This is a genomic window from Leclercia sp. LSNIH8, assembly GCF_002920195.1.
Taxonomy (GTDB): domain Bacteria; phylum Pseudomonadota; class Gammaproteobacteria; order Enterobacterales; family Enterobacteriaceae; genus Enterobacter.
Genome location: NZ_PQJY01000001.1, coordinates 277,419 through 304,013, shown reverse-complemented (window position 1 = coordinate 304,013; position 26,595 = coordinate 277,419). Strand labels below are relative to the sequence as shown.

Below are 26,595 nucleotides of genomic sequence, written 5' to 3'. Positions count from 1 at the left end.
AGAGGCTTACAGCATCTGCGAGGAAACGGTGTTCAGCGCCGCGCGGCGGCGTTTCTCCTGACTCAACTGCTCAAGCTTCTGCCTGTCGATACAGACGATGGCATTGGTCGGGCAGGCCTGAATACAGGCGGGGCCGTCCGGCTGGTGGTAGCAAAGGTCGCACTTGTTGGCCTCGGCCTTCTCCGACATCAGGTTCAGCCCGGCGCCGATACTGCGCACAACCGGACGCAGCACCACTTCCATCGCGCCGTACGGGCAGGCCACCACGCAGGTTTTGCACCCGATGCAGCGCTCCTGGTGGACGTGAACAAAGTCGTTATCGCGGGTAATCGCCCCGTTCGGGCAGACGGTGGCGCAAGGGGCATCCTCGCACTGGCGGCACATGGTGGCGGTAGAGACGTTGACGCCTTTAATGACGTGAATGCGCGGCAGGAAGTTCTGCGGGGTTAGCGAGGCGCAGTCCTGTTCTTCGTGGTGGGAAACGACGCAGGCAACTTCACAGGTACGACAGCCTATGCATTTGCTGGCATCGGCGATGATAAAGCGATTCATTCTGATCTCCGGGAATGAGGGTTAGCTTGCCGGAGGTATGCATAAATTAGGCCAGGTATTAATTTATTGAAATTAAATGGTTTTTATCTGGTTGGGAGGTGTCATCGTCATAAGTGACGATGACAGGTTTGGCGTTTTCGCTTTAAATGATGAACATGCGTGAGTGCGATCTTCTTGCGAAGCAATCACATGAGCAGAAGGATAATCGGGCGTTGTTACGAGAGAACGCCGGAAACAGGCTGCTGGCGCAGCCAATTGTTTTTTCCCTTCATGAACAGCATCGATCATTCCATGAGTCACGGTAGATAATATTCCCGTCCGTGTATTTCCAGGTTATCGCCTCATAACGTAACTCCAGCGTTTCAAGATGAGTGCTACTCATCCCATTCGGAGCCAGATAGGGTGCAACCGTTGTAAATTTCACATTCTCCAGAATAATATTAAAATATTCAGCCTCTATACCTGAATCAAGGATTCGGTACATTTTAATTGTGGCTTTCTTCATCGTTCTTCCTTCACATACTGCACGATAAAGAAGAGGCGTGGTTCGGTCGAACTCTTTCACTATAGAGACAGGGCGATGGACTCGCGTCCCAGTTAGCTTTCCCAGATTCGGGTCCACCGGAATAGTGACGCCGTGGGAGAACGACTTAAGCTCAATTGAGCCTATCCTTAGCGGCATACTACAACTCCCTATAACTGGAGAGCCATTTTCATCTTCAAGCCATAAATGGGCAGGAGCAGACATACAACTTCCTTATTATTTGAAAATTAAAGTTGGGCTTTACCACTTCACGAAAATCAGAATCAACAAAAAAAACAGAGGTATAGGCCATAAAGGACCGTTTGGGAAAAAATGTAACAGAATGAACGCGAATAGTATTGTTAATATGGCCGGACCATAGTCGGAGAGTAAAGACTTAAATATGCGCCTGAATACCCTGTATATAATATTAATCATGGTTATCTAATCATCTTAGTGATGATATCGACTATGTCGCTATCTGATGTTGAATGAGAGAATGCTCCGGCTCGTTCAAATAATGGTTCTACCAGGAAATACATCATCTCCAGTTCCCGTGAGTACAACGCTGCGTAATAGGCTGGATATAAATATTTCAGACGTTGCGCACTGTCAGCCGCTTTCTGAATGACCCCATACATCCCCGCAATGGCGACAACCCCTCCGGCCTTACGGCCGACCAAAGCACTCATTTCAAGCCTCAGTTTCATTCCAACAGCAACACTATAAGCGACCGCTAGCGCGAATCCTGCGTTGGTAAGAGAACTTGCAGCTATATAAACGTTTACCGCCATTAACTTACTCTTGATATTCTCTAACTGTTCTGACGTTTTGTACTGAAATATCTGTTCAAAATAAATACGAAGCATTTCATAAGCAATATTATTATTCTGGAAGACATGTACAACGCCATTTTTAAAACGTATATCTTCGCTCTTTTGATTTCTGCAGACATCCTGATAATCATCAGTAAAACAGGAAGTATAATAAAGGGCACGTTTAGCACCTGCGCCTATGGTTTCTATCTGCGTGGAAACCACGTTTCTAACGCCTGTTAGTGCACGATCTAATTTTAAAGCGAGAATATTGTTTGCTTGTAAATAGCTAATAACGTCATTGTTATAGTTCATAGCCGCACCTGGCAATTTAGCTTTAGTCACAAAAGCGATTATAATAGGTGACGGTTGACGAGTAAATAAGCAAGTCACATTTAACAAATTATATTCTTATAAGATAAAGTCTAAATTCCCCATATATTAGCCATGGCATTTATAGATGAGGTCATCTACATAATTAAAGGTGATGTTTTGATATTTTCGCTGTGGGTGTTGAAAACGCGGAGTATGTCATTCTCATTACTAACCGTAGTATTAGTATTGTAGGCTGGGCAAGCGAAGCGCCCCCGGCATGGCCTTTCTGGAAGGCGCCTCGCAAACCTTAAAGTAACCCTGTGTAATTCAGGGTTAAGGCTTTTAATCCCGAAATCAGGCTCGTAAAGTGACTGCGTTGCGGCACATCTGCAACCGGGTGTAGGAACCCGTTAGCATGTAGCGACATTCACTATGTCGCGGCAGCGTTTATCCCGTTACAATTACGGTGGCGCTGGCGGAGCAGCCGAAAGGCTGGCCGTTTTCTATGTGCGCGGTATTCCTACCTCCGTCAGCGCTGCCTCCCTCGAGCGTAGGAACTCACAGGGTGGCTAATTTAAATAGCATGTAGAGGATGTCATGATGACTACTATCCCAACCCTGACCTACCCGCAATCTGACGAACAGGTTAATTCCCCTTCCCTGACGACGCCGCTTTCTGCTGCTGCGGATCTCTTCGAGACCGCCGATCATTGCGCCGCTCTGGTGAGCGTATTGATCGAAACTGACGACAGCGCATCCCGCACTGCGCTCTGTGAAGGTCTGCTGCACGCGCTGCGCCAGCTGCGTGAACGCTGTGATGCCAAACTCCCGCCGCACCTTATCGCGCAGTTGATCCAGGGGGAAACACTCACCTCCTGTATGCCGGACTGCTGGCAGGAAACCGCCCCCCAGGTGGACTACGCCCTGGCACTGACGCAGGCTATTCTGGGCGGCACACTGCCCCCCAGCGTCGAGAAAGAACTGGCGGGGCTGCTGCACGATCTGGTCTGGCTGCTGAATGAGTTTGTGAAGGAGCCGTATATCACCGTGCATTAACAGGGGCAGATATACGGTTAAGGCTTTCAGATAACAGATGATAAAGGGGCTGATACAAGCCCCTCATACATTCAAGGAGAGGGTTAGCTTTGGATGTTGCTGGTATTCGATTTTTATCAGCTTGCCATCATGGTTGTTATGGTCCGCCGACAGCGAAAGACGGACATTGATACATGCACTCAATTTTTTGCTTTAGGGCCAACAGGGTTTTAAATTTGCATGGCCCTGGCTCTCGTTTACTTGTGATTATGATCTCTGAGAAAAACGGTCAGCACATCCTTAGGCGGGGTGATACCACTTTCTGAAAGTAGCCAACCTACAGCCCCTCGATGATATGTCCCGTGGAACAGCACATGATTGAGCATATCACCCGCTTTCATTTCACCATCTCCGCCATCAACAAACTGGAATTTAATGGTTTCAGCAAGGTCAACGGGAAACAAAGAATTGACATGTTGAATATACCAGTCGGTACATTCAGTCATCGTTATCAGTAGCTCTTCAGCAGAGGGGGTCTCTGGCGTGTTCAGTGCAGTGTAGGAATGCTTCTGACCGGTAATGTTAGCTCTGAAGATCATATCAACCACATGTATGTGATTCATCAATCTGAGCGTCAGATGGCGCTTTTCTGCATTAGCAGGCGCATCAACTCTTTGAATCGCTTGTAGAGTTTCAATATCTATCCAGCGTTTGTATCGAAAAAGCGTAACTATCGTGTCAGTACCCATGCGTCACCTCTTTGATCTATTTTATGATCATATCAGTAACATGAAGGGCTCTCTACTCACTTCCGCTTCTGGCACAAAGCGACTTTTGCGCAAACTTTAATTAATGCATGTTCAAACCTCATAACGGCTACTGCTGGTATGAATTACAGCCCTCGAATTACCGCTGTCGGGAGAGCGCTGGTATTAGGGTCAGGTACTTTAATGAGTTGCTTTCATTTAATTAAACATAATGCCCTTATAAAAAGGGGGACTACTTTTGTCTAACGTCTGATTATGGCACGGAACTGACATGCTAACCGGGCTGGAGGTCCGCTGTGAGCGAGGAGCGAACGTTGGCAATTGTTCTGCTAGTCTAATAGACGGCGAACAAAAGAATGGGATTTCACTAACCATCTGATTCGCATCCATCCAAATGAGACAGAGGATTCTACTATGGAACCTTATCGTACTTTTCTTATCACTGGCGCAACCAGAGGGATAGGGAGAGCACTCAGTGACAAATTATCAGAACAGGGTCACCGGGTTGTGGGTATTGCCCGTAATGTTGATGCCAGCTTTCCGGGGGTTTTATATACGGCCGACCTGAGTAGCGCTGATGAGACTAACTTGATTTTATCAAAAATAGTCGAAAATCACGAAATTCACGGCATTGTAAATAATGTGGGTGTAGCCTTACCTCAACCACTTGGAGGCATTGATATTCAAACGTTCCAGAATGTCATGGATATAAACGTACGGGCGGCCGTTCAGATAACACAAGCGCTGGTTGGCAACATGAAGAGCAGAGGCTGGGGAAGAATTGTGAATGTGTGTAGCCGTGCTATTTACGGTGCAGCTGACAGAACAGCTTACGCAGCGGCAAAAAGTGCTTTGGTAGGTTGTACACGAACCTGGGCATTAGAGCTTGCTCAATTTGGCATTACCTCAAACGCGATTGCACCTGGACCAATAGAGACAGAGCTTTTTCATAAAACACGCCCCCCAGGAAGTGAAGCAGAACAACGTGTTTTATCGACCATTCCTGTGGGCAGGCTGGGTTCTCCTGCTGAGGTGGCTTCAGCCATTGCCTTTCTTTTATCACCAGAAGCAAGTTTTATTACTGGCGTAGTGCTGCCTGTTGATGGAGGAGGAAGTCTGGGAGGGCGTTAGAAACCTGTTTCTTGATTTCGTTTTCCGTGCACATTGGCCTACCATTTTTAATGTCCGCTTTTGGCACGGAGCGGACTAACTCACTGTGCAGAAGGTCTGCTCTGAGCGGAGAACGGAAGTTCAACAGAATTTTTACACAGTTAGTTTTCGAGTCGATTTTAATTCTTTCACAGATGAGTGAACCTGGCATCTACCATAAACGACGGAAGAGTAACTGCGACCCGTGTCATCAGTTATCTGACAATGGCACTTAAAAGGCTCACCTGATGTTGAGCATTTATTCAAATGTTCGTGTTCAGCATTAACGTTAAAGTCGATCGTAATGCTAGCTTCACTTATCCAAAAATCAGGGATTTGTTGCTTTCTTAATAAATGCGCGAGCATGGCTGCATAGCGGATTACAACGTAATGTCTCAGATTACAATGGGGGACACTCTTAGGAGGAGTAAGGAAAAAACCCATAGTGCTGAGGTTGTTATTAATAGCGAACAACTTTAACTGGCCAATAGTCCAGAATCCTTTGAAATCGTTGTTACGGCTTACAAAGCTCTCATTAAGAGCATTGGCTATGCCCCGCAATTCAATTCGGCGTGCCATTTTTTCCCCAATTGCTTGGTAAAAATTATGACAGCAACTGTAAGCTCTACGGATACCCAGTGCCAATCTTTAATGTGCTTTTCGTGATTCTGTACCGCTACTAAGTAACCAATATGCTTGGTTTTTTACGATTTCAGATCCTGCTCAAAGCGGAACGGGCTGAAGGAAAGGTCCCCAGTCCTCTATGAGCGAGCAGCAGACATTACGTTCACAACGACTGATTGTTACCGTTATATTTGATATAACATCCCTGTAATCCTGCTGCTATGCACGTTCAACGCCAGCGTTCCATTCGGTACCGGACAGTGATTCCATTCTCGGACATGGTATGAACATAACCGGGTTGGTTCAACGTCCGATCGATTGCCTTAGTACGATGCGTTTTATATTTTTGTCTAGCCTCTTCTGGAAAGTTTTCACCAGCCACCATTTCATCCCAGCTTTCATAGGATTTCTCCCCCGGAATCAAAATGACTTTCCAGCGCTGAAACCGACGTTCGATCTGGTCCATTTATTACATCACACCCAGTAAAGTTATCAATGATTCACCTTAACACACTGTAATCATATCCACATTAGTTCCACGCACTTTTTGAGATTTCCGTTTTTTCTATCATCAGCCGGTACTCTTCTGAGTGACAGGCTATTCATGTATTCATGACGCAGCTCGCTGTTGTATTAGCAACTTCTGCTCCTGGCACAAATCAGACATTAGAACAATAACCACCCAACTACCCCCGCATATCAAACCCAACCTTCTGAAAATCCCGATACACCTCCGGATTTGTAAACGCCGGGAACGTCGCTTTTTGAGCCGCCAACTTCACCGCCTCACAATAGGCTTTATTACCCTTACTGGTAGATATCTTCAACGCCCTACCATCCTGCGCAAATTCCATATGCAGCCTGCATTTTTTGCCCTTCCAGCGTTCTGGCTCAGTAATTTTATCCTCTATCGCCGCCTTAATACCCCGCGCCTGCGCGCCCCATTCATCCTGATCCTCCTAGCGGCCAGAACTGCAGCTACCTGTTGCTGAGGTTTTATGGCATCCCGAAGGCTGTAACGGCGCACATCCTGCCGCCAGGCTGACCACGACTGCAAGCATGAACATCTTCCCTGGCATTTCGGGTGCTCCTGTTAAAATTGTTGGCGCGTTATTTCCGGCATGGCGGATTATCACACTACGGCAGCCAATTTTACCTTGTCCGGAAAAGAAAAGAGCCCGCAAATCAGCGAGCTCCTTTCACAAAACCTCGTTAACCTGAACGCCTACAGCTCGCCAAACCCTAACGGCCCATCCCGGTCAATCAGGCTTTCATACACGGTTTCCACCGCCGCCTTCACCTTCTCCGTAATCGGATAATAAAACCCCACAATATCCGGCTGGACGCCTAAAAAGACCACCTCCCCACATCCCCCTTCAGCTGATCCACCAGATAATTAAGCGGCATATTGTGGGTGGTCATCATAAACATCTCGGCGATATCGTCCGGGTCGATGCGGCGGATCTCGCCCGGGTTGAGGCCCATATCCGTCGCATCGACAATCAGCAGGCGATCCGGGCGCAGCTCACGGATCGCCACCACATCGTTTTCCGGGGGCTGCCGCCGTCGAACACTATCCAGTCGCCGCGCGGTGAAACCCGACACTCGGTTAGCTGCTGGCGTGGCTTAATCAAATAACCACTTACCCGCTTCGGCAGATTCAGCGAACATACGTACAGTAAGTGGTAAGCGGGTTGCCTCAACGTCTTTCTGTTTAACGTTACCAAACCATCGTTTTAGCCGAGGAATATTCTGCCAGGGGAAATAGTAACTCCACTTCACATTTGACAGATCTACGTTGAATATCTGCTCATACTTAATCAAAACGTAATGTAGATCATCTCCTGGCACGTCAAATAAATCAGAATCCAGTACAAGCATTACCTCTTTGCCCTCATTGTCGAGTTCCTTCGAGATCTCTTTGTTGAATAATTCAAGTACCTCATTAGCGATTGTCATATTTTTGCATCAAAAAGATGTGAACTGAATACGGTCTTTAGGGCGAGCAATCAGGTTGTATTTTGCCTGAGTTTTACGTGAGACCTGGTACAATGAATTGACCAGCCCAACCCAGCCAATCCATGGAACATAACGAGCAATGACAGCGGCGAGACTATTAGTCGTTCTCATTCTTATACCGACGGGAGTTTTAACTCTCAAGCCAAAGGGTACTTTTGTATCCTTAAGCAGCATTCGTGCATACTTAGAGACAACACTCGTTCCTTTGATAGCCGTTCCTGGCTTCGTTCTTGTTTCCAGCCATGGTTGACCAGCAAGGATAGCAGCACCAGACGAAACCCCGATCCCGAATTCATCACAAAATTGCTCGAGGAATATCACATCAAATAGTTCGCCAGCCGTCAGGTTAGATTGACCGTGATAAAAGTATGTTCCGTTTCTTTCTTCTGTGGTATCCATCCACTCACCTCATTAAGCCGTCTGGCGTTCGTTCCATGCATCGGTGAAAATAATATTCCCATCGTTATGCTTCCATGTGATTGTTTCGTAGCGAAGCTCCACCGATTCAAGGTGATTGTTATTCCGATCATCTGGAGAAGCCATTGTAGGGGTAACTGAAACAATACGAACACCTTCAAGAAGAATATTGAAGTATTCCGCTTCCTGGCCTGCATCATTAATTTTATAGAATTTCAGTTCGCATTTAACTAAGCGCTGGCCCGTGGCTACTGCTTTATACAGGTATGGGGAGGAGGGGTCGAACTCTTTGGTGATCAGCATTGCCGAATGCTGGCGCGGGCCTGTTGGTTTACCGGTAAAATTATCGGTTGGTATGGATAAGTTATGGTGAAAACCCTTGAATTCGATGCTGTAGTCCCGGTGTTGAACATCGCAGCCACCTTTAATTAAAGCGCCGCCATCGTCGTAAAGCCACATGTTGCCAGGAATAGCCATTTCCACATCTCCGTGTTGTAAATCCATATTCTGAGTGTGGATTATACAGAAATAGCGCAGGAATTATACGGCAGGCATAAAAAAGCCGCTTACGCGGCTTCGGGATTAAACGTGGTCTGCTGGAGTCCCGCTGTGGATTTCGGCAAGTCTCAGCTATTCAGTTTTTAGATCCGTACAGAATCTCCCCCTCACAACTCCCCAAACACCAGCACCCCATCCCGGTCTACCAGACTTTCATAAACCCTCTCAACCGCCGCCTTCACCTTCTCCGTCATCGGATAATAAAACCCCACAATATCCGGCTGGACGCCTAAAAAGACCACCTCCCCCACATCCCCCTTCAGCTGATCCACCAGATAATTAAGCGGCATATTGTGGGTCGTCATCATAAACATCTCGGCGATATCGTCCGGGTCGATGCGGCGGATCTCGCCCGGGTTGAGCCCCATATCCGTCGCATCGACAATCAGCAGGCGATCCGGGCGCAGCTCGCGGATGGCGACAACTTCATTTTCCGGGGCGCTGCCGCCGTCGAATACCACCCAGTCGCCGCGCGGGGCTTCGCGGCACATTTCGGCCAGCAGCGGACCGGCGCCGTCGTCGCCCATCATGCTGTTGCCGACGCAGAGTAAAACATCAGTCACGTTGCCTCCGAACCATCAGATAGATGGCGTTTTCCTGGTGAATGGCGTGGAGCATGCCAAGCAGTGCTTCGCTCCACGCCTGCTGCTGCGCCGTCTGGCGCGCTATCGCGGCGTCGAAGGCGCTGGCCAGCATAGCAATATGATTACTGTCGATGACAATCTCCCCGTAGCGCGGCACACCCTCCATCTTGCGCCGCGCCTCGCTCCCCGCTTCGAGGGTGGCGATCCACTCCAGATAGGCCTCCCACGGGCAGGTGAGCGCCGCCTCCAGGCAGTCGATCACCCCCAGGTGGTGGCCGATGGCCAGGCCGTAGTAGATCACCTGCTGGGCATCAGCAGGCGTGTTGTCATTCTGGTCAATGAACTTGCGGCTGAGCTGGCTGAATACCACCGTCTCACTCATCACACACGCTCCTGCCCGACCACCTCGAGGAGGTTACCCACGATCTCGTTCAGGCGCGGATCGTTCTCCTGAGCCAGCCAGCGGGCCACGCTCTCGTCGCCCTCGATCAGATGGCGCATAAAGTCGTCGGCGATCTGGCGACCATAGCGATAACCCGCCAGGCGGCGGGCGGCGCGGTCGATGCGCACCCGCAGGGGCTGGACCATCTCCGGGTGCAGCAGTTCGGTGGGCTGGTTGTCCTGGCTGCCCGGCTCGCGGGCGTGGATTTTTTGCTCCAGCAGCCCCAGCGCCATGGCAAAGCCGTACAGCGTGGCAGCAGGCGACGGCGGGCAGCCGGGAATGTAGACATCCACCGGCACGATTTTGTCGGTGCCGCCCCAGACGCAGTACAGGTCGTGGAAGATGCCGCCGGAGTTGCCGCAGGCACCGTAGGAGATGCAGATCTTCGGATCGGGTGCCGACTCCCACGCCCGTAGCGCCGGAGAGCGCATGGCGCGGGTCACCGCCCCGGTGAACAGCAGAATGTCGGCGTGACGCGGGGATGGCACCACCTTGATGCCAAAGCGCTCGGTGTCGAAGATGGGCGACAGGGTGGCGAAGATCTCAATCTCGCAGCCGTTGCAGCCGCCGCAGTCCACGCGGTAGACGTAGGCGGAGCGTTTGATTTTTTTCAGCAGCGAGGCCTTCATGCTGGCGATGGACTCGTCCACCGTGACCGGGACCGGGATCCCCTGCTCGTTACGTGGCCCTAACAGTTCGCTCATCGTGTCGCTTCCTCCATTTCCCGGGTCAGCTGGATCTTGTCCGCCGGGGTCAGCCCCTGCAGGCGCTTGCAGTCCGGGCAGGTTTCAAAACTCTCGCGATGCGATTCGGCGCGCTGGTCGCCGTTGTGGCGCAGCAGGGCGATCGCATAATCAATCTCTTTCTGCACCGCATACGGGCGCTTGCAGACCCGGCAGTGACAGATGTCAAAGCGCGACTGTTGCAGGAAATCCGCTTTGCTCCACACCGCCAGCTCATACTCCTGGGAGAGTTTGATGGCGGTGGTCGGGCAGACCTCTTCGCAACGTCCGCAGAAGATGCAGCGCCCCAGGTTGAACTGCCAGGCCAGCTGGCCGAACTGCAGATCCGTCTCCACCGTCAGGGCATTGGACGGACAGGCGTTCACGCAGGCCGCGCAGCCGATACACTGCTGGGGATCGTGCTCCGGCTTGCCGCGCATATTTTTGTCGACCGCAATCGGCTGGAGGGGATAGGACTCCGTCACCGTGCCGGTTTTGATCACTTTTTTGATAAAGGTAAACATGGCAAGTCCTTATTTCAGCGGCGAATTTTTGCGTTCAATGCTGTAGCGCTCCAGCTCTTTGTACGGCACCACCTGGCTTTTCTTCTTGCGCACGTCCACCACCGTCATACGGTCGGTGCATGAGTAGCACGGGTCGAGGCTGCCGATAATCAGCGGCGCGTCGGAGACGGTGTTGCCGCGCAGCATGTAGCGCAGGGTCGGCCAGTTGGCGTAGGTGGCCGCCCGGCAGCGCCAGCGCCAGAGCTTCTGGTTGTCGCCGGTCATGCTCCAGTGGATATCGTCCCCGCGCGGCGCTTCGCTAAAGCCCAGCGCAAAGCGGTTCGGGATGTAGGTGAAGCCTTCCACCATCAGCGCGCCGCCCGGCAGGTTGTCCAGGCCGTAATCGATCATGTTCAGGGCGGTAAAGACCTCGTTAATGCGCACTTTCAGGCGGGAAATCACATCGCAGCCCTGCTCGCTGTGCACTTCCATCGGCAGCAGGCCGTAACCGACAAACGGGTGATCGGCGCGGGTGTCGCGGGCGTGGCCGCTGGCGCGCACCATTGGGCCGACGTTGCTGAAGTCGCGGGCGATCTGCGGGTCGAGGCGGCCAATGCCCACGGTGCGCTGGTCGATGTTCGGCGTGCTCAGCAGAATATCCACCAGATCCTGCACCTCACGGCGCATCTGCTGGGCCAGCTGGCGGGTGGCGATCATGTCCTCTTTCAGCAGATCGCGACGGATACCGCCGATCAGGTTCAGGCCGTAGGTTTTACGCGCCCCGGTGAGGATCTCCGCCATTTTCATGGAGGTCTCACGCACGCGGAAGAACTGCATAAAGCCGGAGTCAAAACCGACGAAGTGGCAGGCCAGGCCGAGGTTGAGCAGGTGCGAGTGCAGACGCTCCACCTCCAGCAGGATGGCGCGGATCATCTGGGCGCGTTCCGGCACCACGATCCCCATCGCGTTCTCCACCGAGGTGGTGTAGGCGGTGCTGTGGGCAAAACCGCAGATACCGCAGACGCGATCTGACAGGAAGGTCACTTCGTTGTAGCCCATCCGCGTTTCGGCCAGCTTCTCCATACCGCGATGGACGTAGAACAGGCGGTAGTCGGCGTCGATGATGTTCTCGCCATCGACGAACAGGCGGAAGTGGCCCGGCTCATCGGAGGTGACGTGCAGCGGGCCAATCGGCACCACGTTATTTTTTTTGTCGCCGAGTTCGTTGATGAACTCGTAGGTCTCTTTGTCGGTGGTCGGCGCCGGACGCTGGCGGTAATCCATGCTGTCTTTACGCAGCGGATAGAGTTCGTCCGGCCAGTCATCCGGCAGCACCAGGCGGCGCTCGTCCGGCAGCCCGACCGGGATCAGGCCATACATGTCGCGCACTTCGCGCTCGCCCCAGACGGCGGCAGGTACGCGCGGGGTAACGGAGGGGAACTCCGGCTTATCGGCATCCACCTCCACGCGCACGGTGAGCCAGCAGCGGGTGCCCTGCTCCATCGACAGCACGTAATAGACGGCGTAGCTGCCGCAGAGCTGGCGTTCATCGTTGCCAAAGAGCACCGACAGCCAGCCGCCCTGTTTGTAATAGAGGAACTCGACCACTTCCGGCAGGTAGTTAATTTTCACCGTCACGGTGATCTGGTCTTTGGTCTGCCAGGCTTCATCCAGCACTACGCCCGGGAAGGCCTGATGCAGTGCGGCGAGATAGTGTTGACCAATTTTTTCTTCAGACATGGGTATTCTCTACAGTCACGCCGCCAGCAAGGAGACGAAAGCTAAAAATGCCAGACCGAAACCGGTCCAGGTAATCCGTGAGGTGGCGTTAAAGCGCAGGCGCGCCATGCTGTTCTCAAACAGGGCGATCACCAGTACGCCCACGACCAGCTTGACCACGGCGATGACGACGGCCAACGCCAGGCCGCCTGCGGAGAAGTGGCTCATCTGCCCCCAGGGGATAAACACCCCGACGAACATCTGCAACACCACCAGCTGTTTCAGGCTGATGCCCCACTTGAGGAGCGCAAAACCCGCGCCGCTGTATTCCGACAGCGGGCCTTCCTGCAGCTCCTGCTCCGCTTCGGCAAGGTCAAACGGCAGCTTGCCCATCTCGATAAAGGTGGCGAAGGCGCAGGCGCACAGAGCAAGGAATAGCGTCACGGTGTGCGCCGCCGGCCAGTGGTAGATGGTGGCGGTTACCGCGCTGATGTGGGTGGTGCCTGCCACCTGGGCGGCGACCCACAGGCCGAGCAGCAGGATCGGCTCCACCAGCACGCCGAGCATCGCTTCGCGGCTGGCGCCAATCCCGGTGAACGGGCTGCCGGTATCGAGCCCGGCAATGGCGAAGAAGAAGCGCGCGATGGCGAAGAGGTAGATCAGGGTGATCAGATCCCCCAGCGCGGGCAGCGGCGAGGCGAGCGTAATCACCGGCAGTGCGCTGGCGATAGCGAACATCACGCCCACCATCACCAACGGCATCAGGCGGAAGACCCAGCCAGAGGCGGCCGGAGCCACGCTCTGGCGGCCCAGCAGCTTGATGAGATCGCGGTACTCCTGGAAGATATCCGGCCCCCGACGGGTATGCAGACGGGCGCGGGCCACACGGGTGATGCCCGCCAGCAGCGGCGCTGCGGCAAAGAGCACCAGCGCCTGAATCAGTGCGTAGATCAAAGTCATGTTCAGGCTCCTCGGGAGATAACGACAACCACCAGCACCGCCAGCTCAATCAGGGCGATACGGTGGAACAACACGGCGGTGCAGTCGCACTGCCAGCCGGGGATAAAGCGAACCGGGTTGAGCCATTTGCGCAGCTTCAGCACCGGCGCGAAAGACTCTTTCACCGGCATGGCGAAGCCGTGGGCGGTAATGACCATCGACTGCTCGTGGTCATAGCCGCAGACCCAGGCAAAGCCGCGGGCGCGGTTCGCCAGGCGGTTGCCTTTGAACAGCACCAGCACGATAAAGGGCAGCAGCAGCCCCGCCAGCAGCAGGAGAGTGATCATCGGCTGGGAGACGGTGTTTACCGTTCCGCCGTTCACCGGGAACAGGTGGCCGATCATCGGCAGAAGCCACGGCGCGGCTACGCCGCCCGCCACGCAGCAGAGCGCCGCCAGCACGGTGCTGGCGGTCATCAGCCACGGGGCGCAGCAGGCGTTTTCCGCCTCCGGGGTGCGCGGTGCGCCGAGGAAGGTGACGCCGTAGACTTTCGCCATACACATCACCGCCAGCGCGCCGGTGATCGCCAGCCCCGTAGCCAACAGTGGCCCCAGCAGGCGGGCAACAAAGGCATCGTGGGTGCCGAGGTTAAAGAAGGACTGATAGATCACCCACTCCCCGGCAAACCCGTTCAGCGGCGGCAGCGCCGCCATCGCCATCAGCCCCACCAGCATCGCCAGGGAGATGAGCGGCATTTTTTTGCCGATGCCGCCCAGCTTCTCGATATCGCGATGGCCGGTGCGATACCACACCGCGCCCGCGCCGAGGAAGAGCGTGGTTTTAAACAGGCCGTGGTTCACCAGGTGATAGAGCCCGCCGGTAAAGCCCAGCGCCACGAGCAGCGGGCTTTGCAGCGCGATGCCGGTCACCCCTGCCCCCAGGCCGAGCAGGATAATGCCGATGTTCTCCAGGGTGTGGTACGCCAGCAGGCGCTGGATGTTGTGCTCCATCAGGGCATAGAGTCCGCCGACAAAGGCGGTGATCATGCCCATCACCAGCAGCAGCACCCCGAGCCACAGCGGCGGCAGCGCCCCGCAAAGCGCGATGGTCAGCATCCCGTAGAGGCCCACCTTCATCACCACCGTGGAGAAGAGCGCCGCAGCAGGCGCGCTGGCGTTCGCATGCGCCTGGGGTACCCAGCCGTGCAGCGGGATCACCCCCGCCAGCAGGCCAAAGCCCGCCAGACCCGGCAGCCAGATGCTGGCCCCCGGCGCCTGGTCTGAGGCCATCGCCCCCATCGCCGCGAAGTCCAGGGTGCCGTAGTAGCGCCACGCCTGCCAGCAGGCGAAGGCCAGCAGCAGCGTCCCCAGACGTCCCAGCACAAACCAGAGCTTGCCGGACTGGGCGCAGCCGGTAAGAAACGCGCCGCACAGGGCCATGATCTCCGCCATCATCACAAGCCAGCCGAGGTTATCGACCATGATGGCGGCGACGGCGGCGGCCATCAGCAGGTTGGTCAGCAGGCCGTTACTTTTGGCCTGCGGGTGGCGATGCCAGGCGACGGTAAACAGGCTGATGAGCAGCGCCGGCAGGCCGATGGCGATAAGCCACACCGCCTGGATGCCGCTCATCTGGATGTTGACGTGAAGCCAGGCGATCTCCCCCGTCTGTGGGAGGTGCGGCGCGGCCAGCAGCGCAACTCCTCCTGCCGTCACCGCCAGGGCGCTGGCAATCGCCCCGCCAAAGCCGGTAATGGCGCCGCTAAGGGTGCGGTTGGCGCTGAACACCAGCGCCAGCACGGCGCTGACGAGGTACCAGCCCAGCGCCTGGTTAATTAACGAAAAAACAGTCATCAGCGCTCTCCTTGTTGCGACTGGAACAACGACAGATCGCCCAGATCCGTATTGATAGTGAGCTCGCGTTTACGCTTGCTGGCACGGGCGATATCCTGGTTATTCACCAGACGCAGGGATTTGGTCGGACAGGTGCGTACGCACGCCGGGCCGTCCGGATCGAAGTGGCACAGGTCGCACTTCACCGCGATGGCGCGCACGCCCGGCACCCAGTCGAGGAACGGGCTGACGCGGGCCGGAGCCGGGGGCGCCATCGGCGCTTTAGGGGTGTTGCTGTTGGCGGGGATCGCCAGCGGGCGACTGCCGGCAAACTCAATGGCGCCAAACGGACAGGCGATGCCGCACAGCTTGCAGCTGACGCACAGGCTTTCATTGAGCTGGATAGCGCCGTCAACGCGGGTAATGGCGTTGACCGGGCAGACCTGGGCGCAGGGGGCGTCTTCGCAGTGATGACAGAGCTGCGGCGCGGAGTCTTTACTGTTACGCATCACTTTCAGCCGCGGCTGGCTTTGCAGGCCATGCTGGCGATGGTTTTCTGAACAGGCCGCCTCACAGGTGTGGCAGCCGATACAGAGCGAGGGATCAGCAATTACAAAACGATTCACCTGGTTTCCTCTGGTGATAGTCATTTTTGACGAAAAACGGGCGGAAGTGTCATTTTCGACACCTGTCGACACCCGGCTCAGACCGCAGCGTGGTGCTGCGCGAGGACGGCGAGGGTCAGGGATTCGCCGCGCTGCGTTGCCTGCCAGATCGCGGCGTAAACTCCGCTGATTTTGTTCAGGAAATGGTTCAGCACCGCCTCACGCTGGTCGATGTTGATCTCGCCATCCAGCATGCCGTCGTCACCGAGACGGGCGCGGCCAATCAGCACGGTTTCGGGGTTATCGCGCTCTTCAACGGTGTAATTGAAGATATGCCCGTTGAACGCCTGCTCCGGCGTGACGCGGATAAGGAAGTGCTCGAACAGCCAGAAGCCGAGCCCGCTGTCGGTGTGGCAGCCCACGGTAAGGTGCAGGCTGGCTTTAGAGAGGGTGATGGCCTGAATCAACGAATTGCCGTAGTGGTTCCAGTGGGATCGCAGCACCCGCTGCTGTCCGGCAATGATGGTGGCCTTCTCACTTAATTCGGAAAGTGTCATGTGACGTACCTGATGCGTAATGTGTAAAGAGTTCGCTCCCTTAAGCACGTTTCGTGCCATTTTTTAATTTATTGAATTTTAAATAAAATGATTTTTAAAGCCGTTGGGATCACAAAAAATGACATGTCATTTCGTCATCTTTGACCGTGCGGCCTGTCCGCTCTCGCCACCCCTCCGCTAAAAGATGGCATCAATATTGCTTAATCCGGCCAGACTTTACCGGGAACAGCACAATGCACGAAATCACCCTCTGCCAGCAGGCGCTGGAATTGATCGAAAAACAGGCTCACCAGCATCAGGCGAAACGCGTGACGGGCGTCTGGTTGCGCGTCGGCGCCTTCTCCTGCGTGGAGAGCAGCGCCCTGCAGTTTTGCTTTGAGCTGGTGTGCCGAGAGACGGTCGCCGAAGGCTGCGCCCTGCATCTCGAAGAGCAGCAGGCGGAATGCTGGTGTCAGGATTGCAAAGCCTACGTCGAGCTGGTGACCCACCGCGTACGACGCTGCCCGCAGTGCGGCGGGGCGAACCTGAATATCGTCGCCGACGACGGGCTGCATATCACGCGTCTGGAAATTGAACAGGAGTAAACCATGTGTACCACCTGCGGTTGCGATCAGGGCAACCTTTATATTGAAGGCGATGAGCATAATCCTCACTCCGCTTTTCGCAGCGCCCCCTTTGCGCCGGCACACCGTCCGGCGCTGCGCATCACCCGCGTGGACGCTCAGGCTTTTACCCCGACAGAGCCACTGGCAGGCCAGCTGGATTACGGCCACGGCGAGGCGGGCACCCATGCTCCCGGCCTCAGCCAGCGCAAAATGGTGGAGATCGAGATGGACGTGCTGGGCAAAAACAACGACCTGGCCCGGCGCAACCGCGCGCAGTTCAGCGCCCGCAACCAGCTGGCGCTGAACCTGGTCTCCAGCCCCGGCTCCGGTAAAACCACCCTGCTGACCGAGACCTTAAAACGTTTGCAGCAGCGCGTACCCTGCGCGGTGATCGAGGGCGATCAGCAGACGGTGAACGACGCCGAGCGGATCCGCGCCACCGGCACCCCCGCCATCCAGGTCAACACCGGCAAGGGCTGCCATCTCGACGCGCAGATGATCGCGGATGCGATGGCGCGCCTGCCGCTGGAGGATGGCGGCATTATGTTTATTGAGAACGTCGGCAACCTGGTCTGCCCGGCGAGCTTCGATCTTGGCGAGCGCCATAAGGTAGCGGTGCTCTCCGTTACCGAAGGCGAGGATAAGCCACTGAAGTATCCGCACATGTTCGCCGCCGCCTCGCTGATGCTGCTGAACAAGGTCGACCTGCTGCCCTATCTGAATTTTGACGTGGAGAAATGCCTCGCCGCCGCCCGGGAAGTGAACCCGGAGATTGCGATTCTGCTGGTCTCCGCCATCCGCGGCGACGGGATGGACGCCTGGCTCGACTGGCTGGAGGCGCAGCGATGTGCATAGGCATTCCTGGAAAAATCAGCGCCATCCATGACGGCATGCAGGCCAGCGTGGAGGTGTGCGGTGTACTGCGCGATGTGGATCTCACCCTTGTTGGCGATTGCGACGAAAAGGGCCAGAGCCGTCTCGGCCAGTGGGTGCTGGTGCATGTCGGCTTTGCCATGAGCGTGATTAACGAAGAGGAGGCGCTGGATACCCTCGCCGCCCTGCAAAACATGTTTGAGGTGGAGCCGGACGTTGGCCCGCTGCTGTTTGGCGAGGAGCCCCGCTGATGCGCTTTGTTGATGAATACCGCGACCCGCAAAAGGTAATGCAGCTGATCGAGGCCCTGAAGGCCCGGGCCGGGCTGCTGGCCTACACCGCTGCCCGTCCGCTACGCATTATGGAGGTGTGCGGCGGTCACACCCACGCCATCTTTAAGTTCGGGCTGGATCAGCTCCTGCCCGACAACATCGAGTTTATTCACGGCCCCGGCTGTCCGGTCTGCGTCCTGCCGATGGGGCGGATCGATACCTGTATCGAAATCGCCAGCCATCCGGAGGTGATCTTCTGCACCTTCGGCGATGCGATGCGGGTGCCGGGGCAAAATGGCTCACTGCTGGACGCCCGCATGCGCGGCGCGGATGTGCGGATCATCTACTCCCCCGCCGATGCGCTGAAGCTGGCCCGGCAGAACCCGGATCGCAAGGTGGTCTTCTTCGGGCTGGGGTTTGAAACCACTATGCCCGCCACCGCCCTGACCCTGCGCCAGGCAAAAGCGCTTAACGTGCAGAACTTCTTCTTTTTCTGCCAGCACATCACGCTGATCCCGGTGCTGAAAAGCCTGCTGGCGCAGCCGGAAAATGGCATCGACGCCTTCCTGGCGCCGGGGCACGTCAGCATGGTGATTGGCACCCATGCTTACGACTTTATCGCCGCCGAACATCAGCGCCCGCTGGCGGTGGCCGGTTTTGAACCGGTGGATATGCTGCAGGGGGTGCTGATGCTGGTGGAGCAGAAGATTGCCGGCATAAGCCAGGTCGAAAATCAGTATCGCCGTATCGTCCCGGAAGGGGGCAACGCCGTGGCCCAGGCGGCCATCGCCGAGGTGTTCGGCATTGAAGGCGACAGCGAGTGGCGCGGGCTGGGGGTAATTTCGCACTCCGGTGTGCATCTCACCGAAGCGTATCGTCAGTTTGACGCCGAGCGTCACTTCCGCCCCCGGGCGCAACAGATTTGCGACGATCCCGAGGCGCGCTGCGGCGAGGTGCTCACCGGGCGCTGTAAACCGGCGCAGTGCCCGCTGTTTGGCGGCAAATGTACGCCACAAAGCGCCTTTGGCGCGCTGATGGTCTCGTCAGAAGGGGCGTGCAGCGCCTGGTATCAGTACCGTTCTCAGGAGTGTGAAAGTTGAAACAGATAACCCTCGCCCACGGCAGCGGCGGACAGGCGATGCAGCAGCTGATCGGCGAGCTCTTTATGCGCGCCTTCGCCAACCCGCTGCTGGACGAACAGGAAGATCAGGCCCGAATCCCGCTACACGAGCTGACCGCCCACGGCGACCGGCTGGCCTTTTCCACCGACAGCTACGTGATTGACCCGCTCTTCTTTCCGGGGGGCGATATCGGCAAGCTGGCCATCTGCGGCACCGCCAACGATGTCGCGGTAAGCGGGGCGATCCCGCGCTGGCTCTCCTGCGGCTTTATCCTCGAAGAGGGGCTGGAGATGGCGACCCTTGAGCGCATCGTCACCAGCATGGCCGCCACCGCGGCGGCGGCGGGCATTACCATCGTCACCGGCGATACCAAGGTGGTACCGCGCGGCGCGGCGGACAAAGTGTTTATCAATACCGCCGGTATCGGTTCAGTGCCCGAGGGGGTAAACTGGGGCATGCGCCAGATTGAGGCCGGGGATGTGCTGCTGGTGAGCGGCACGCTCGGCGATCACGGCGCCACCATCCTTAACCTGCGCGAAGGGTTAGGTCTGGAGGGCGATCTGCAGAGCGACTGCGCGGTGCTGACGCCGCTGATCCAGGCCCTGCGAGGCGAGCCCGGCATCAAAGCCCTGCGCGACGCCACCCGCGGCGGCGTGAACGCCGTGGCCCATGAGTTTGCCGCCAGCAGCGGCTGCGGGATTGAAATAGAAGAAGGCCGCCTGCCGGTGAAACCCGCCGTGCGCGGCGCGTGCGAGCTGCTGGGGCTTGATCCGCTCAACTTCGCCAACGAAGGCAAGCTGGCTATCGTGGTGGAACGCCAGGCGGCCGAACGGGTGCTGGCCCGGCTGCGGGAACACCCTTTAGGCGTGAACGCCGCTATTATTGGTGAGGTGGTTGAGCACAAAGGGGTACGACTTACCGGACTCTACGGCGTAAAACGGTCGCTGAATTTGCCCCACAGCGAACCACTGCCGCGAATTTGCTGATCCGGGCGGCGCATTCGTCTCTCATTTTTCTGGATACTCTGGATAAAACGCATGTCGTATACACCCACCAACGATCCTGTCGATCACGGATTGTTCGACATTACCCGTACTTTGCTGCAACAGACCGATCTTTGCGCCCTGGCGCAGGCGCTGACCCAGCATGTCCGGCAGATAAACCTCGCCGATAGCGTCCATATTCTGCTCTGGCAGTCTGAATCGCGCCGGGTTTATCTCTACAGCACCGATGAACAGGGCTGTGATATCCGCTACGAAGATGAGCCCCTGCTGGCGAGCGGCCCTTTTCGCCGCATGCTTTCCCGCCCGGACGTGCTGCACTGCACGGCGGCGACCTTTAACGAGACCTGGCCGCAGCTTGCCGCCCTCGATCGTTATCCCTCGTTTGCTCACTATTGCCTGACGCCCATCGCCGCCGATGGCCGCATCTTCGGCGGCTGCGAGTTTTTGCGCACCCAGGAGAAGCCCTGGAGCGACAGCGATTTTTCCCGCCTGCAAACCCTGACCCAGGCGGCCGGACTGGCCGTGGAGCAGATCCAGGCGCGGCTGCACAACAGCGACAACTACGACCTGCTGTGGCGGGAGCGTAACGATTTTCGCCTGCTGGTGGCGATCACCAACGCCGTGCTGTCGAAGCTCGACCTTGATGAGCTGGTGTCGGAGGTGGCGCAGGAGATCCAGCGCAACTTCGGCATTGACTCCATCAGCATGGTGCTGCGCAGCGATCGCAAAGGGAAGCTCCTTGTCTATTCCACCCACTACCTCGATAAAGAGGCCCCCCTGCACGACCAGAGCGAGGTGGACGAAAAGGGCACGCTGTCTGAAAAAGTGATGCGCAATAAGCAGATGCTGATGCTTAACCTGCATCACCGGGATCAGCACGCCCCCTACGAACGCATGCTGTTTGATATGTGGGGCGAGCAGGATCAGACCCTGTGCCTGTTCCCGCTGATGTTCCGCGACCGGGTGCTGGGCACCCTGAAGCTGGCGCAGTGCAAAGCCCAGGTGTTTACCCCGTCCAATCTGAAGCTGCTGAACCAGATTGCCGAACGTGTCGCCATCGCCGTGGATAACGCCCTCTCCTACCGGGAAATCAGCCATCTCAAGGAGCGGTTGATCGACGAAAACCTGGCCCTGACCGAACAGATCAACAACGTTGCCACCGATTTTGGCGAAATCATTGGCCGCAGCAGCGCCATGATGACGGTAATGAAGCAGGTGGAGATGGTCGCCCAGAGTAACAGCACCGTGCTGATCCTCGGCGAGACCGGCACCGGCAAGGAGCTGATTGCCCGCGCCATTCATAACCTGAGCGGGCGCCGCGATCGGCGGATGGTGAAGATGAACTGCGCGGCGATGCCTGCCGGGCTGCTGGAGAGCGATCTGTTTGGTCACGAACGCGGGGCCTTTACCGGCGCCAGCGCCCAGCGCATTGGCCGCTTTGAACTGGCGGACAAAAGCACCCTGTTCCTGGATGAAGTGGGCGATATGCCCATTGAGCTCCAGCCCAAGCTGCTGCGCGTGCTCCAGGAGCAGGAGTTTGAGCGCCTCGGCAGCAACCGCATCATCCACACCGACGTGCGGCTGATTGCCGCCACCAACCGCGATCTGACGCAGATGGTGGCCGACCGCGAATTCCGCAGCGATCTCTACTATCGTCTTAACGTCTTCCCGATCTTCCTGCCGCCGCTGCGCGAACGCCCGGAAGATATTCCCCTGCTGGTGAAATCTTTCACCTTTAAGATTGCCCACCGGCTGGGGCGCAACATCGACAGCATTCCGGCGGAGACCCTGCGCCAGCTCAGCAGGATGGAGTGGCCGGGCAATGTGCGCGAGCTGGAAAACGTGATTGAGCGTGCCGTGTTGCTCACCCGCGGCAATGTCCTGCAGCTTTCGATGCCGGATATCGATTTTCATCGCGCCAGCAGTGCCGCGCCGGAGACCGTGGTGAGCGATATCCGCGAAGGCGAGGAGGAGTATCAGCACATCGTGCGGGTGCTGAAAGAAACCAACGGGGTGATCGCCGGACCGCGAGGCGCAGCCCAGCGTCTGGGGCTGAAACGCACCACCCTGCTGTCGCGCATGAAGCGCCTGGGGATCGACAAAAACGCCCTCCTTTGAGCAACCGGGCCGCAAACAGGTTAAGATAGCGCTCCTTTTGTCCACCGCGAGAAGAACATGCAGACCACCCACGCCACATTTCTTCTCGCCGGACAGACCGTGCACCGCGTCACCTTCGAGCCCGCCACCTTCACCGAGGCCGATCTGCTCTGGCTTCCGCACCATCACCAGCTCTCTGACGCCGGACGCAAACGCAAAGCCGACCACCTGGCCGGGCGCATCGCCGCCTTTCATGCCCTGAACCGGCAGGCCATTCCCGGCATCGGCAGCAGCGGCGAACCGCTGTGGCCTGCCGGGGTGCGGGGCAGCCTCTCCCACAGCGGCACGCAGGCGGTAGCGATTTGCCGCGATAATGGCCTTGTGGGGATCGATTGCGAAGCGATTATCGCGGAAAACGAAGCGCGTGAGATTCAGGATGGCGTGATTGATCCTGCTGAAGCCCAGGTGCTGGCCGACTGCGGTTTACCCTTCGCGCTCGCCTTCACCCTGGTGTTTAGCGCCAAAGAGAGCCTGTTTAAAGCGCTCTTCCCACAGGTACAGGCGTGGATGGGGTTTGAATGCGCGCGCGTCACCTCCCTGACTGCCGACGCGCTGACCTTAATGCTGACCCGCCCACTTCCTCCCTTCACACAAAATCAGGTATTTACCGCGCACTGGCTGCGTAAAGACGCGACGGTCGTGACGCTGATTTGTGATGAATAATTGCTCAGGATCGTGATCCTTTTCTCCTTTTAAACAAATTAGCTGCCTGAACCGTAGACAGTTTTATCAGGCAGTCTTATCGTTACATTGAATAATAAATCATTATTGAATAAATATTCAATGTGGAGAAAAAGAATGAACACGACCTTTGTAAAATCCGCTTTACTGGCCTCAATGATCGCCGCTTCCGGTTCCCTGTTTGCCGCCGATAACGGACTCATTGCGATTATTACCCCTTCACACGACAACCCGTTCTTCAAGGCTGAAGCCGACGGCGCGGCGGCGAAGGCAAAGGAGCTGGGCTACACCACCCTTGTCGCCTCGCACGACGATGACGTGAACAAACAAAACCAGCTGATTGAAACCGCTATCGCCCGCAAGGCGAAAGCGATCATCCTGGATAACGCCGGGGCGGATGCCACCGTCGGTCCGCTGGAGAAGGCCAAAGCGGCAGGCGTCCCTGCTTTCCTGATCGATCGTGAAATCAACAAAACCGGCGTGGCGGTAGCGCAGATTGTCTCGAACAACTATCAGGGGGCGCAGCTCGGTGCGGAGAAATTCGTCAAGCTGCTGGACGGCAAAGGGAAATACGTTGAGCTGCTGGGCCGTCCGTCGGACACCAACGCCCACGTGCGCTCCCAGGGCTATCACGACGTCATCGACGACTACCCGGACATGAAGATGGTGGCGCAGCAGACCGCCAACTGGAGCCAGACCGAAGCCTTTACCCGTATGGAGGCCATTCTGCAGACCAACCCCGATATCGTGGGCGTGATCTCCGGTAACGACACCATGGCGCTGGGCGCCGAAGCCGCCCTGAAGGCCGCCGGGAAGAACAACGTGATTGTGGTCGGCTTTGACGGCAGCGACTACACCCGCGACTCGATCCTGAAGAACGGCAACATCAAAGCCACGGTGCTGCAGCCAGGCTGGCAGCAGGCGCAGATGGCCGTTGAGCAGGCCGACTACTACCTGAAAAACGGCAAAGCGCAAAAAGATGAGAAGCAGCTGATGGACTGCGTGCTCATCGACGAATCCAACGCCAGCAAGCTGAACCTGTTTAACCTCAGCAAATAAGCGGAGGCAGTATGCGATTAACACAATGGGGCGCCGCGCTGACAGGCGCAGCCGCCCTGTTGCTGACGGCCTGCACCGTGGTGGATCTGGATGAGAACGGCAAGCCGATTATGCCTGCCGATCCCAACGCCAAAGCGAGCTTTGACAACCAGACCCCACAGCAGATCGCGCAACAAACCTGGCAGCCGCGGATCCTCGACGCCGCGAAAAATCATGCCCTGGACGCCAGCGCCCTCTCCACCCAGCTGAACACGCCCGCAGCCACACCGCAGAGCGTCTTCGTGCGCCTCACCGGCAAGGTGGAGCGCGTGGATGCCAGCAACGCGCGTGAGCAGAAGCTGGTGATGACGGTGAACGGCCAGCCGGTGGAGATCCAGAGCGGGCCGGTGATGCGCGGCAACGCCATCCGCGACGCCGCCGGGTTCCGCTTCGATGAATTTACCAACCAGGTTCAGTATGCCCAGCTCTCCCGCGCCCTGAACCGCGAGGCGGCGAAGCATCTGCCGAAAATCGACGACAGCTGGAGCGGCAAAAATGCCACCGTGCTGTTCGCCACCACCCTGACGGGCGGCAAGGCGAATGAGGCGGCAGCGCTGGAACTGAAACAGGAGACGCCGTGATGAGCGATACCCCGGCAGACGACATTATCCTCAGCACCCGCGGGATCTCGATGCTCTTTCCCGGCACCGTGGCGCTGGATAAAGTCGATTACCGCGTCTGGCGCGGCAAAGTGAACGTGATTATCGGCGAGAACGGCGCCGGGAAATCGACGCTGATGAAGATCCTCGCAGGCGTCCAGCAACCCAGCCTCGGCGAGATGTGGCTGAACGGCAAACAGGTCTCGTTCGCCAGTACCCGGGATGCCGCCGCCCACGGCATTGGCATGGTACACCAGGAGCTGAACCTGTTTGAGAACCTCAACGTGGCGGAGAACGTCTTCCTTGGCCGCGAGCTGCAAAAAGGGATAACGCCGATCAACGAGGCGGAACAGGAGGCCCGCACCGCAGAGCTGCTGAAGCGCCTCGATCAGCCAATCTCCCCGCGGGAGCTGGTGGGCAATCTGAAGGTGGGACAGCAGCAGTTGATCGAGATCGCCAAGGCGCTGGCCGAGGACGCCGACATCCTGATCCTCGACGAGCCCACCTCGGCGCTGAGTAAAACCGAGGTGGAGATCCTGTTTCGGGTGATCCGCGAGCTGACCCGTCAGGGGGTCTCCATCATCTATATCTCCCACCGGCTGGAAGAGCTGATGGCGATAGGCGATGTGATCACCATTCTGCGCGACGGCAAATTCCAGGCCGAAGCGAAGGTGCAGGATATCGACGTGCCGTGGATTGTGCGCGAGATGCTCGGCAGCGACCCGGTGAGTAACTTCCTTGAGCCGGGCCGCACCTTCGGCGCGCCGGTGCTGGAGGCGGAGCACATCACCTGCGTCAACGCTGCCGGGAATACGGTGGTCAACGACGTCAGCTTCCAGGTCAAAGCCGGGGAGATCGTCGGCATCTACGGCCTGATGGGGGCCGGACGCACGGAGCTGTTCGAATGCATGCTCGGCACCGAGCGCAACTATCTGGGCAAGCTGTGGCTCGACAGTAAACCGGTGCCGCAGCGCTTAACCACCGCCGAGCGTATCCGCATGGGGATGAGCCTGGTGCCGGAAGACCGCAAACGCACCGGCATTTTTCCCGGCTCGTCGGTGGCCAGCAACCTGACCATCGCCAGCCTCTGGCGTCGTCTGCAGCGCGGCTTTGCCATCGCGCAAAAGGCGGAGCAGCAGGTGGTCGCCAGCACCATCGGCAATCTGTCGATCAAGGTCTCCACCCCGGAAGTAGAGATCCAGGCGCTCAGCGGCGGCAATCAACAAAAGGTGGTGATTGGCCGCTCGCTGCTGACCAACCCGAAGGTGCTCTTCCTTGATGAGCCGACCCGCGGCATCGACGTGGGGGCCAAAGCGGACGTGTTCCGCATGATGGTGCAGCTCTCTGAGCAGGGGATCGCGGTGGTCTTCTCCACCTCGGATTTGAAAGAGATTATGGCGGTATCTGACCGCATTCTGGTGATGTCCGGCGGCAAACTGACCGCCGATATTGTTCGCGATCGGGCCGAAGAGTCGGCACTGGTAACCGCAAGTGCTCAGGGGTTCTAA

The 26,595-nt window shown here is 56.9% G+C and carries 29 protein-coding genes and 2 pseudogenes; 12 read left to right on the top strand and 19 right to left on the bottom strand.

Annotation, left to right across the window (positions count from 1 at the left end; translation table 11 throughout):
• Positions 1–6 precede the first annotated feature (6 nt).
• The 3 genes from hydN to C3406_RS01475 all read right to left on the bottom strand — a co-directional run bounded on the left by hydN (position 7) and on the right by C3406_RS01475 (position 2,205).
• Positions 7–552, bottom strand: coding sequence for an electron transport protein HydN (hydN, locus tag C3406_RS01485; RefSeq protein ID WP_103824157.1), 546 nt, complete (start codon positions 550–552; stop codon positions 7–9).
• A 268-nt stretch (positions 553–820) separates the two neighbouring features.
• Positions 821–1,300, bottom strand: a complete 480-nt coding sequence (locus tag C3406_RS01480) for an Hcp family type VI secretion system effector (protein WP_103824156.1) — start codon at positions 1,298–1,300, stop codon at positions 821–823.
• Positions 1,301–1,515: 215 nt separating this feature from the next.
• Positions 1,516–2,205 carry a hypothetical protein gene (locus C3406_RS01475; protein ID WP_103824155.1) on the bottom strand — a complete coding sequence of 230 codons (690 nt, stop codon included), beginning with the start codon at positions 2,203–2,205 and terminating at the stop codon, positions 1,516–1,518.
• A 600-nt stretch (positions 2,206–2,805) separates the two neighbouring features.
• Between C3406_RS01475 and C3406_RS01470 the strand changes: the two genes are divergently transcribed.
• Positions 2,806–3,261, top strand: a complete 456-nt coding sequence (locus C3406_RS01470; RefSeq protein ID WP_103824154.1) for a hypothetical protein — start codon at positions 2,806–2,808, stop codon at positions 3,259–3,261.
• Positions 3,262–3,497: 236 nt separating this feature from the next.
• On the opposite strand, the gene C3406_RS01465 is transcribed toward C3406_RS01470, so the two are convergent.
• Complete coding sequence (locus C3406_RS01465; RefSeq protein WP_103824153.1) at positions 3,498–3,989, bottom strand: DinB family protein; 492 nt, start codon at positions 3,987–3,989, stop codon at positions 3,498–3,500.
• A 432-nt stretch (positions 3,990–4,421) separates the two neighbouring features.
• On the opposite strand from C3406_RS01465, the gene C3406_RS01460 reads away from it, so the two are divergent.
• Positions 4,422–5,138, top strand: a complete 717-nt coding sequence (locus C3406_RS01460) for an SDR family oxidoreductase (protein ID WP_103824152.1) — start codon at positions 4,422–4,424, stop codon at positions 5,136–5,138.
• An 871-nt stretch (positions 5,139–6,009) separates the two neighbouring features.
• On the opposite strand, the gene C3406_RS01455 is transcribed toward C3406_RS01460, so the two are convergent.
• The 15 genes and pseudogenes from C3406_RS01455 to C3406_RS01385 form a co-directional block, all read right to left on the bottom strand.
• Positions 6,010–6,246: a hypothetical protein gene (locus tag C3406_RS01455; RefSeq protein ID WP_103824151.1), complete on the bottom strand. Its 237-nt coding sequence runs from the start codon at positions 6,244–6,246 to the stop codon at positions 6,010–6,012.
• Between the two features lie 220 nt (positions 6,247–6,466).
• Positions 6,467–6,841, bottom strand: a pseudogene (locus C3406_RS01450) (cell envelope integrity TolA C-terminal domain-containing protein).
• 164 nt (positions 6,842–7,005) lie between these two features.
• A pseudogene (gene hycI, locus C3406_RS01445) lies at positions 7,006–7,414 on the bottom strand (hydrogenase maturation peptidase HycI).
• Positions 7,407–7,739 carry a DUF1493 family protein gene (locus tag C3406_RS01440; protein WP_103824150.1) on the bottom strand — a complete coding sequence of 111 codons (333 nt, stop codon included), beginning with the start codon at positions 7,737–7,739 and terminating at the stop codon, positions 7,407–7,409. Before C3406_RS01440 ends, hycI (C3406_RS01445) begins: the two are co-directional and overlap by 8 nt.
• Positions 7,740–7,748: 9 nt before the next feature.
• Positions 7,749–8,198: an STM2901 family protein gene (locus tag C3406_RS01435; RefSeq protein ID WP_103824149.1), complete on the bottom strand. Its 450-nt coding sequence runs from the start codon at positions 8,196–8,198 to the stop codon at positions 7,749–7,751.
• 12 nt (positions 8,199–8,210) lie between these two features.
• Complete coding sequence (locus tag C3406_RS01430; protein ID WP_103824148.1) at positions 8,211–8,693, bottom strand: Hcp family type VI secretion system effector; 483 nt, start codon at positions 8,691–8,693, stop codon at positions 8,211–8,213.
• A 188-nt stretch (positions 8,694–8,881) separates the two neighbouring features.
• Complete coding sequence (hycI, locus tag C3406_RS01425) at positions 8,882–9,337, bottom strand: hydrogenase maturation peptidase HycI (RefSeq protein ID WP_103824147.1); 456 nt, start codon at positions 9,335–9,337, stop codon at positions 8,882–8,884.
• Complete coding sequence (locus tag C3406_RS01420; RefSeq protein WP_103824146.1) at positions 9,330–9,740, bottom strand: formate hydrogenlyase maturation HycH family protein; 411 nt, start codon at positions 9,738–9,740, stop codon at positions 9,330–9,332. Before C3406_RS01420 ends, hycI (C3406_RS01425) begins: the two co-directional genes overlap by 8 nt.
• Entirely contained in the window at positions 9,740–10,504 is a 765-nt protein-coding gene (locus C3406_RS01415) for an NADH-quinone oxidoreductase subunit B family protein (protein WP_103824145.1), read from the bottom strand. The genes C3406_RS01420 and C3406_RS01415 overlap by 1 nt, the downstream gene beginning before the upstream one ends.
• Positions 10,501–11,046, bottom strand: a complete 546-nt coding sequence (locus C3406_RS01410) for a formate hydrogenlyase complex iron-sulfur subunit (RefSeq protein ID WP_103178601.1) — start codon at positions 11,044–11,046, stop codon at positions 10,501–10,503. Before C3406_RS01410 ends, C3406_RS01415 begins: the two co-directional genes overlap by 4 nt.
• 9 nt (positions 11,047–11,055) lie before the next feature.
• The gene (gene hycE / locus C3406_RS01405) at positions 11,056–12,765 is read right to left on the bottom strand and encodes a formate hydrogenlyase subunit HycE (RefSeq protein ID WP_103824144.1); all 1,710 of its coding nucleotides are present in this window, start codon (positions 12,763–12,765) and stop codon (positions 11,056–11,058) included.
• A gap of 15 nt (positions 12,766–12,780) precedes the next feature.
• Positions 12,781–13,704, bottom strand: coding sequence for a respiratory chain complex I subunit 1 family protein (locus C3406_RS01400; RefSeq protein ID WP_103824143.1), 924 nt, complete (start codon positions 13,702–13,704; stop codon positions 12,781–12,783).
• Between the two features lie 2 nt (positions 13,705–13,706).
• Positions 13,707–15,536, bottom strand: a complete 1,830-nt coding sequence (hycC, locus tag C3406_RS01395; protein WP_103824142.1) for a formate hydrogenlyase subunit 3 — start codon at positions 15,534–15,536, stop codon at positions 13,707–13,709.
• Positions 15,536–16,141, bottom strand: a complete 606-nt coding sequence (locus C3406_RS01390) for a 4Fe-4S dicluster domain-containing protein (RefSeq protein ID WP_103824141.1) — start codon at positions 16,139–16,141, stop codon at positions 15,536–15,538. Before C3406_RS01390 ends, hycC begins: the two co-directional genes overlap by 1 nt.
• 77 nt (positions 16,142–16,218) lie before the next feature.
• Positions 16,219–16,677 carry a transcriptional regulator gene (locus tag C3406_RS01385; protein WP_158250557.1) on the bottom strand — a complete coding sequence of 153 codons (459 nt, stop codon included), beginning with the start codon at positions 16,675–16,677 and terminating at the stop codon, positions 16,219–16,221.
• A 233-nt stretch (positions 16,678–16,910) separates the two neighbouring features.
• Here C3406_RS01385 and hypA point away from each other — a divergent pair, with 233 nt between their 5' ends.
• The 10 genes from hypA (at position 16,911) to C3406_RS01335 (ending at position 26,595) form a co-directional block, all read left to right on the top strand.
• Positions 16,911–17,261: a hydrogenase maturation nickel metallochaperone HypA gene (gene hypA, locus C3406_RS01380; protein ID WP_103178595.1), complete on the top strand. Its 351-nt coding sequence runs from the start codon at positions 16,911–16,913 to the stop codon at positions 17,259–17,261.
• Positions 17,262–17,264: 3 nt separating this feature from the next.
• Positions 17,265–18,137: a hydrogenase nickel incorporation protein HypB gene (gene hypB / locus C3406_RS01375; protein WP_103824139.1), complete on the top strand. Its 873-nt coding sequence runs from the start codon at positions 17,265–17,267 to the stop codon at positions 18,135–18,137.
• Complete coding sequence (locus C3406_RS01370; RefSeq protein ID WP_103178593.1) at positions 18,128–18,406, top strand: HypC/HybG/HupF family hydrogenase formation chaperone; 279 nt, start codon at positions 18,128–18,130, stop codon at positions 18,404–18,406. Before hypB ends, C3406_RS01370 begins: the two co-directional genes overlap by 10 nt.
• Positions 18,406–19,527, top strand: coding sequence for a hydrogenase formation protein HypD (hypD, locus tag C3406_RS01365; protein WP_103824138.1), 1,122 nt, complete (start codon positions 18,406–18,408; stop codon positions 19,525–19,527). Before C3406_RS01370 ends, hypD begins: the two co-directional genes overlap by 1 nt.
• A complete protein-coding gene (hypE, locus tag C3406_RS01360; RefSeq protein ID WP_103824137.1) occupies positions 19,524–20,534 on the top strand; it encodes a hydrogenase expression/formation protein HypE in 1,011 nt (336 codons plus the stop codon). Before hypD ends, hypE begins: the two co-directional genes overlap by 4 nt.
• A 51-nt stretch (positions 20,535–20,585) precedes the next feature.
• Positions 20,586–22,670, top strand: coding sequence for a formate hydrogenlyase transcriptional activator FlhA (flhA, locus tag C3406_RS01355; RefSeq protein WP_103824136.1), 2,085 nt, complete (start codon positions 20,586–20,588; stop codon positions 22,668–22,670).
• Between the two features lie 57 nt (positions 22,671–22,727).
• Positions 22,728–23,372 (top strand): enterobactin synthase subunit EntD, encoded by a 645-nt coding sequence (gene entD, locus C3406_RS01350; RefSeq protein WP_103824135.1) that lies wholly within the window; start codon positions 22,728–22,730, stop codon positions 23,370–23,372.
• Positions 23,373–23,507: 135 nt separating this feature from the next.
• Positions 23,508–24,449 (top strand): D-ribose ABC transporter substrate-binding protein, encoded by a 942-nt coding sequence (locus C3406_RS01345; RefSeq protein ID WP_103824134.1) that lies wholly within the window; start codon positions 23,508–23,510, stop codon positions 24,447–24,449.
• Between the two features lie 11 nt (positions 24,450–24,460).
• Positions 24,461–25,069: a DUF2291 family protein gene (locus tag C3406_RS01340; protein ID WP_103178587.1), complete on the top strand. Its 609-nt coding sequence runs from the start codon at positions 24,461–24,463 to the stop codon at positions 25,067–25,069.
• The gene (locus tag C3406_RS01335; protein WP_199182739.1) at positions 25,069–26,595 is read left to right on the top strand and encodes a sugar ABC transporter ATP-binding protein; all 1,527 of its coding nucleotides are present in this window, start codon (positions 25,069–25,071) and stop codon (positions 26,593–26,595) included. The genes C3406_RS01340 and C3406_RS01335 overlap by 1 nt, the downstream gene beginning before the upstream one ends.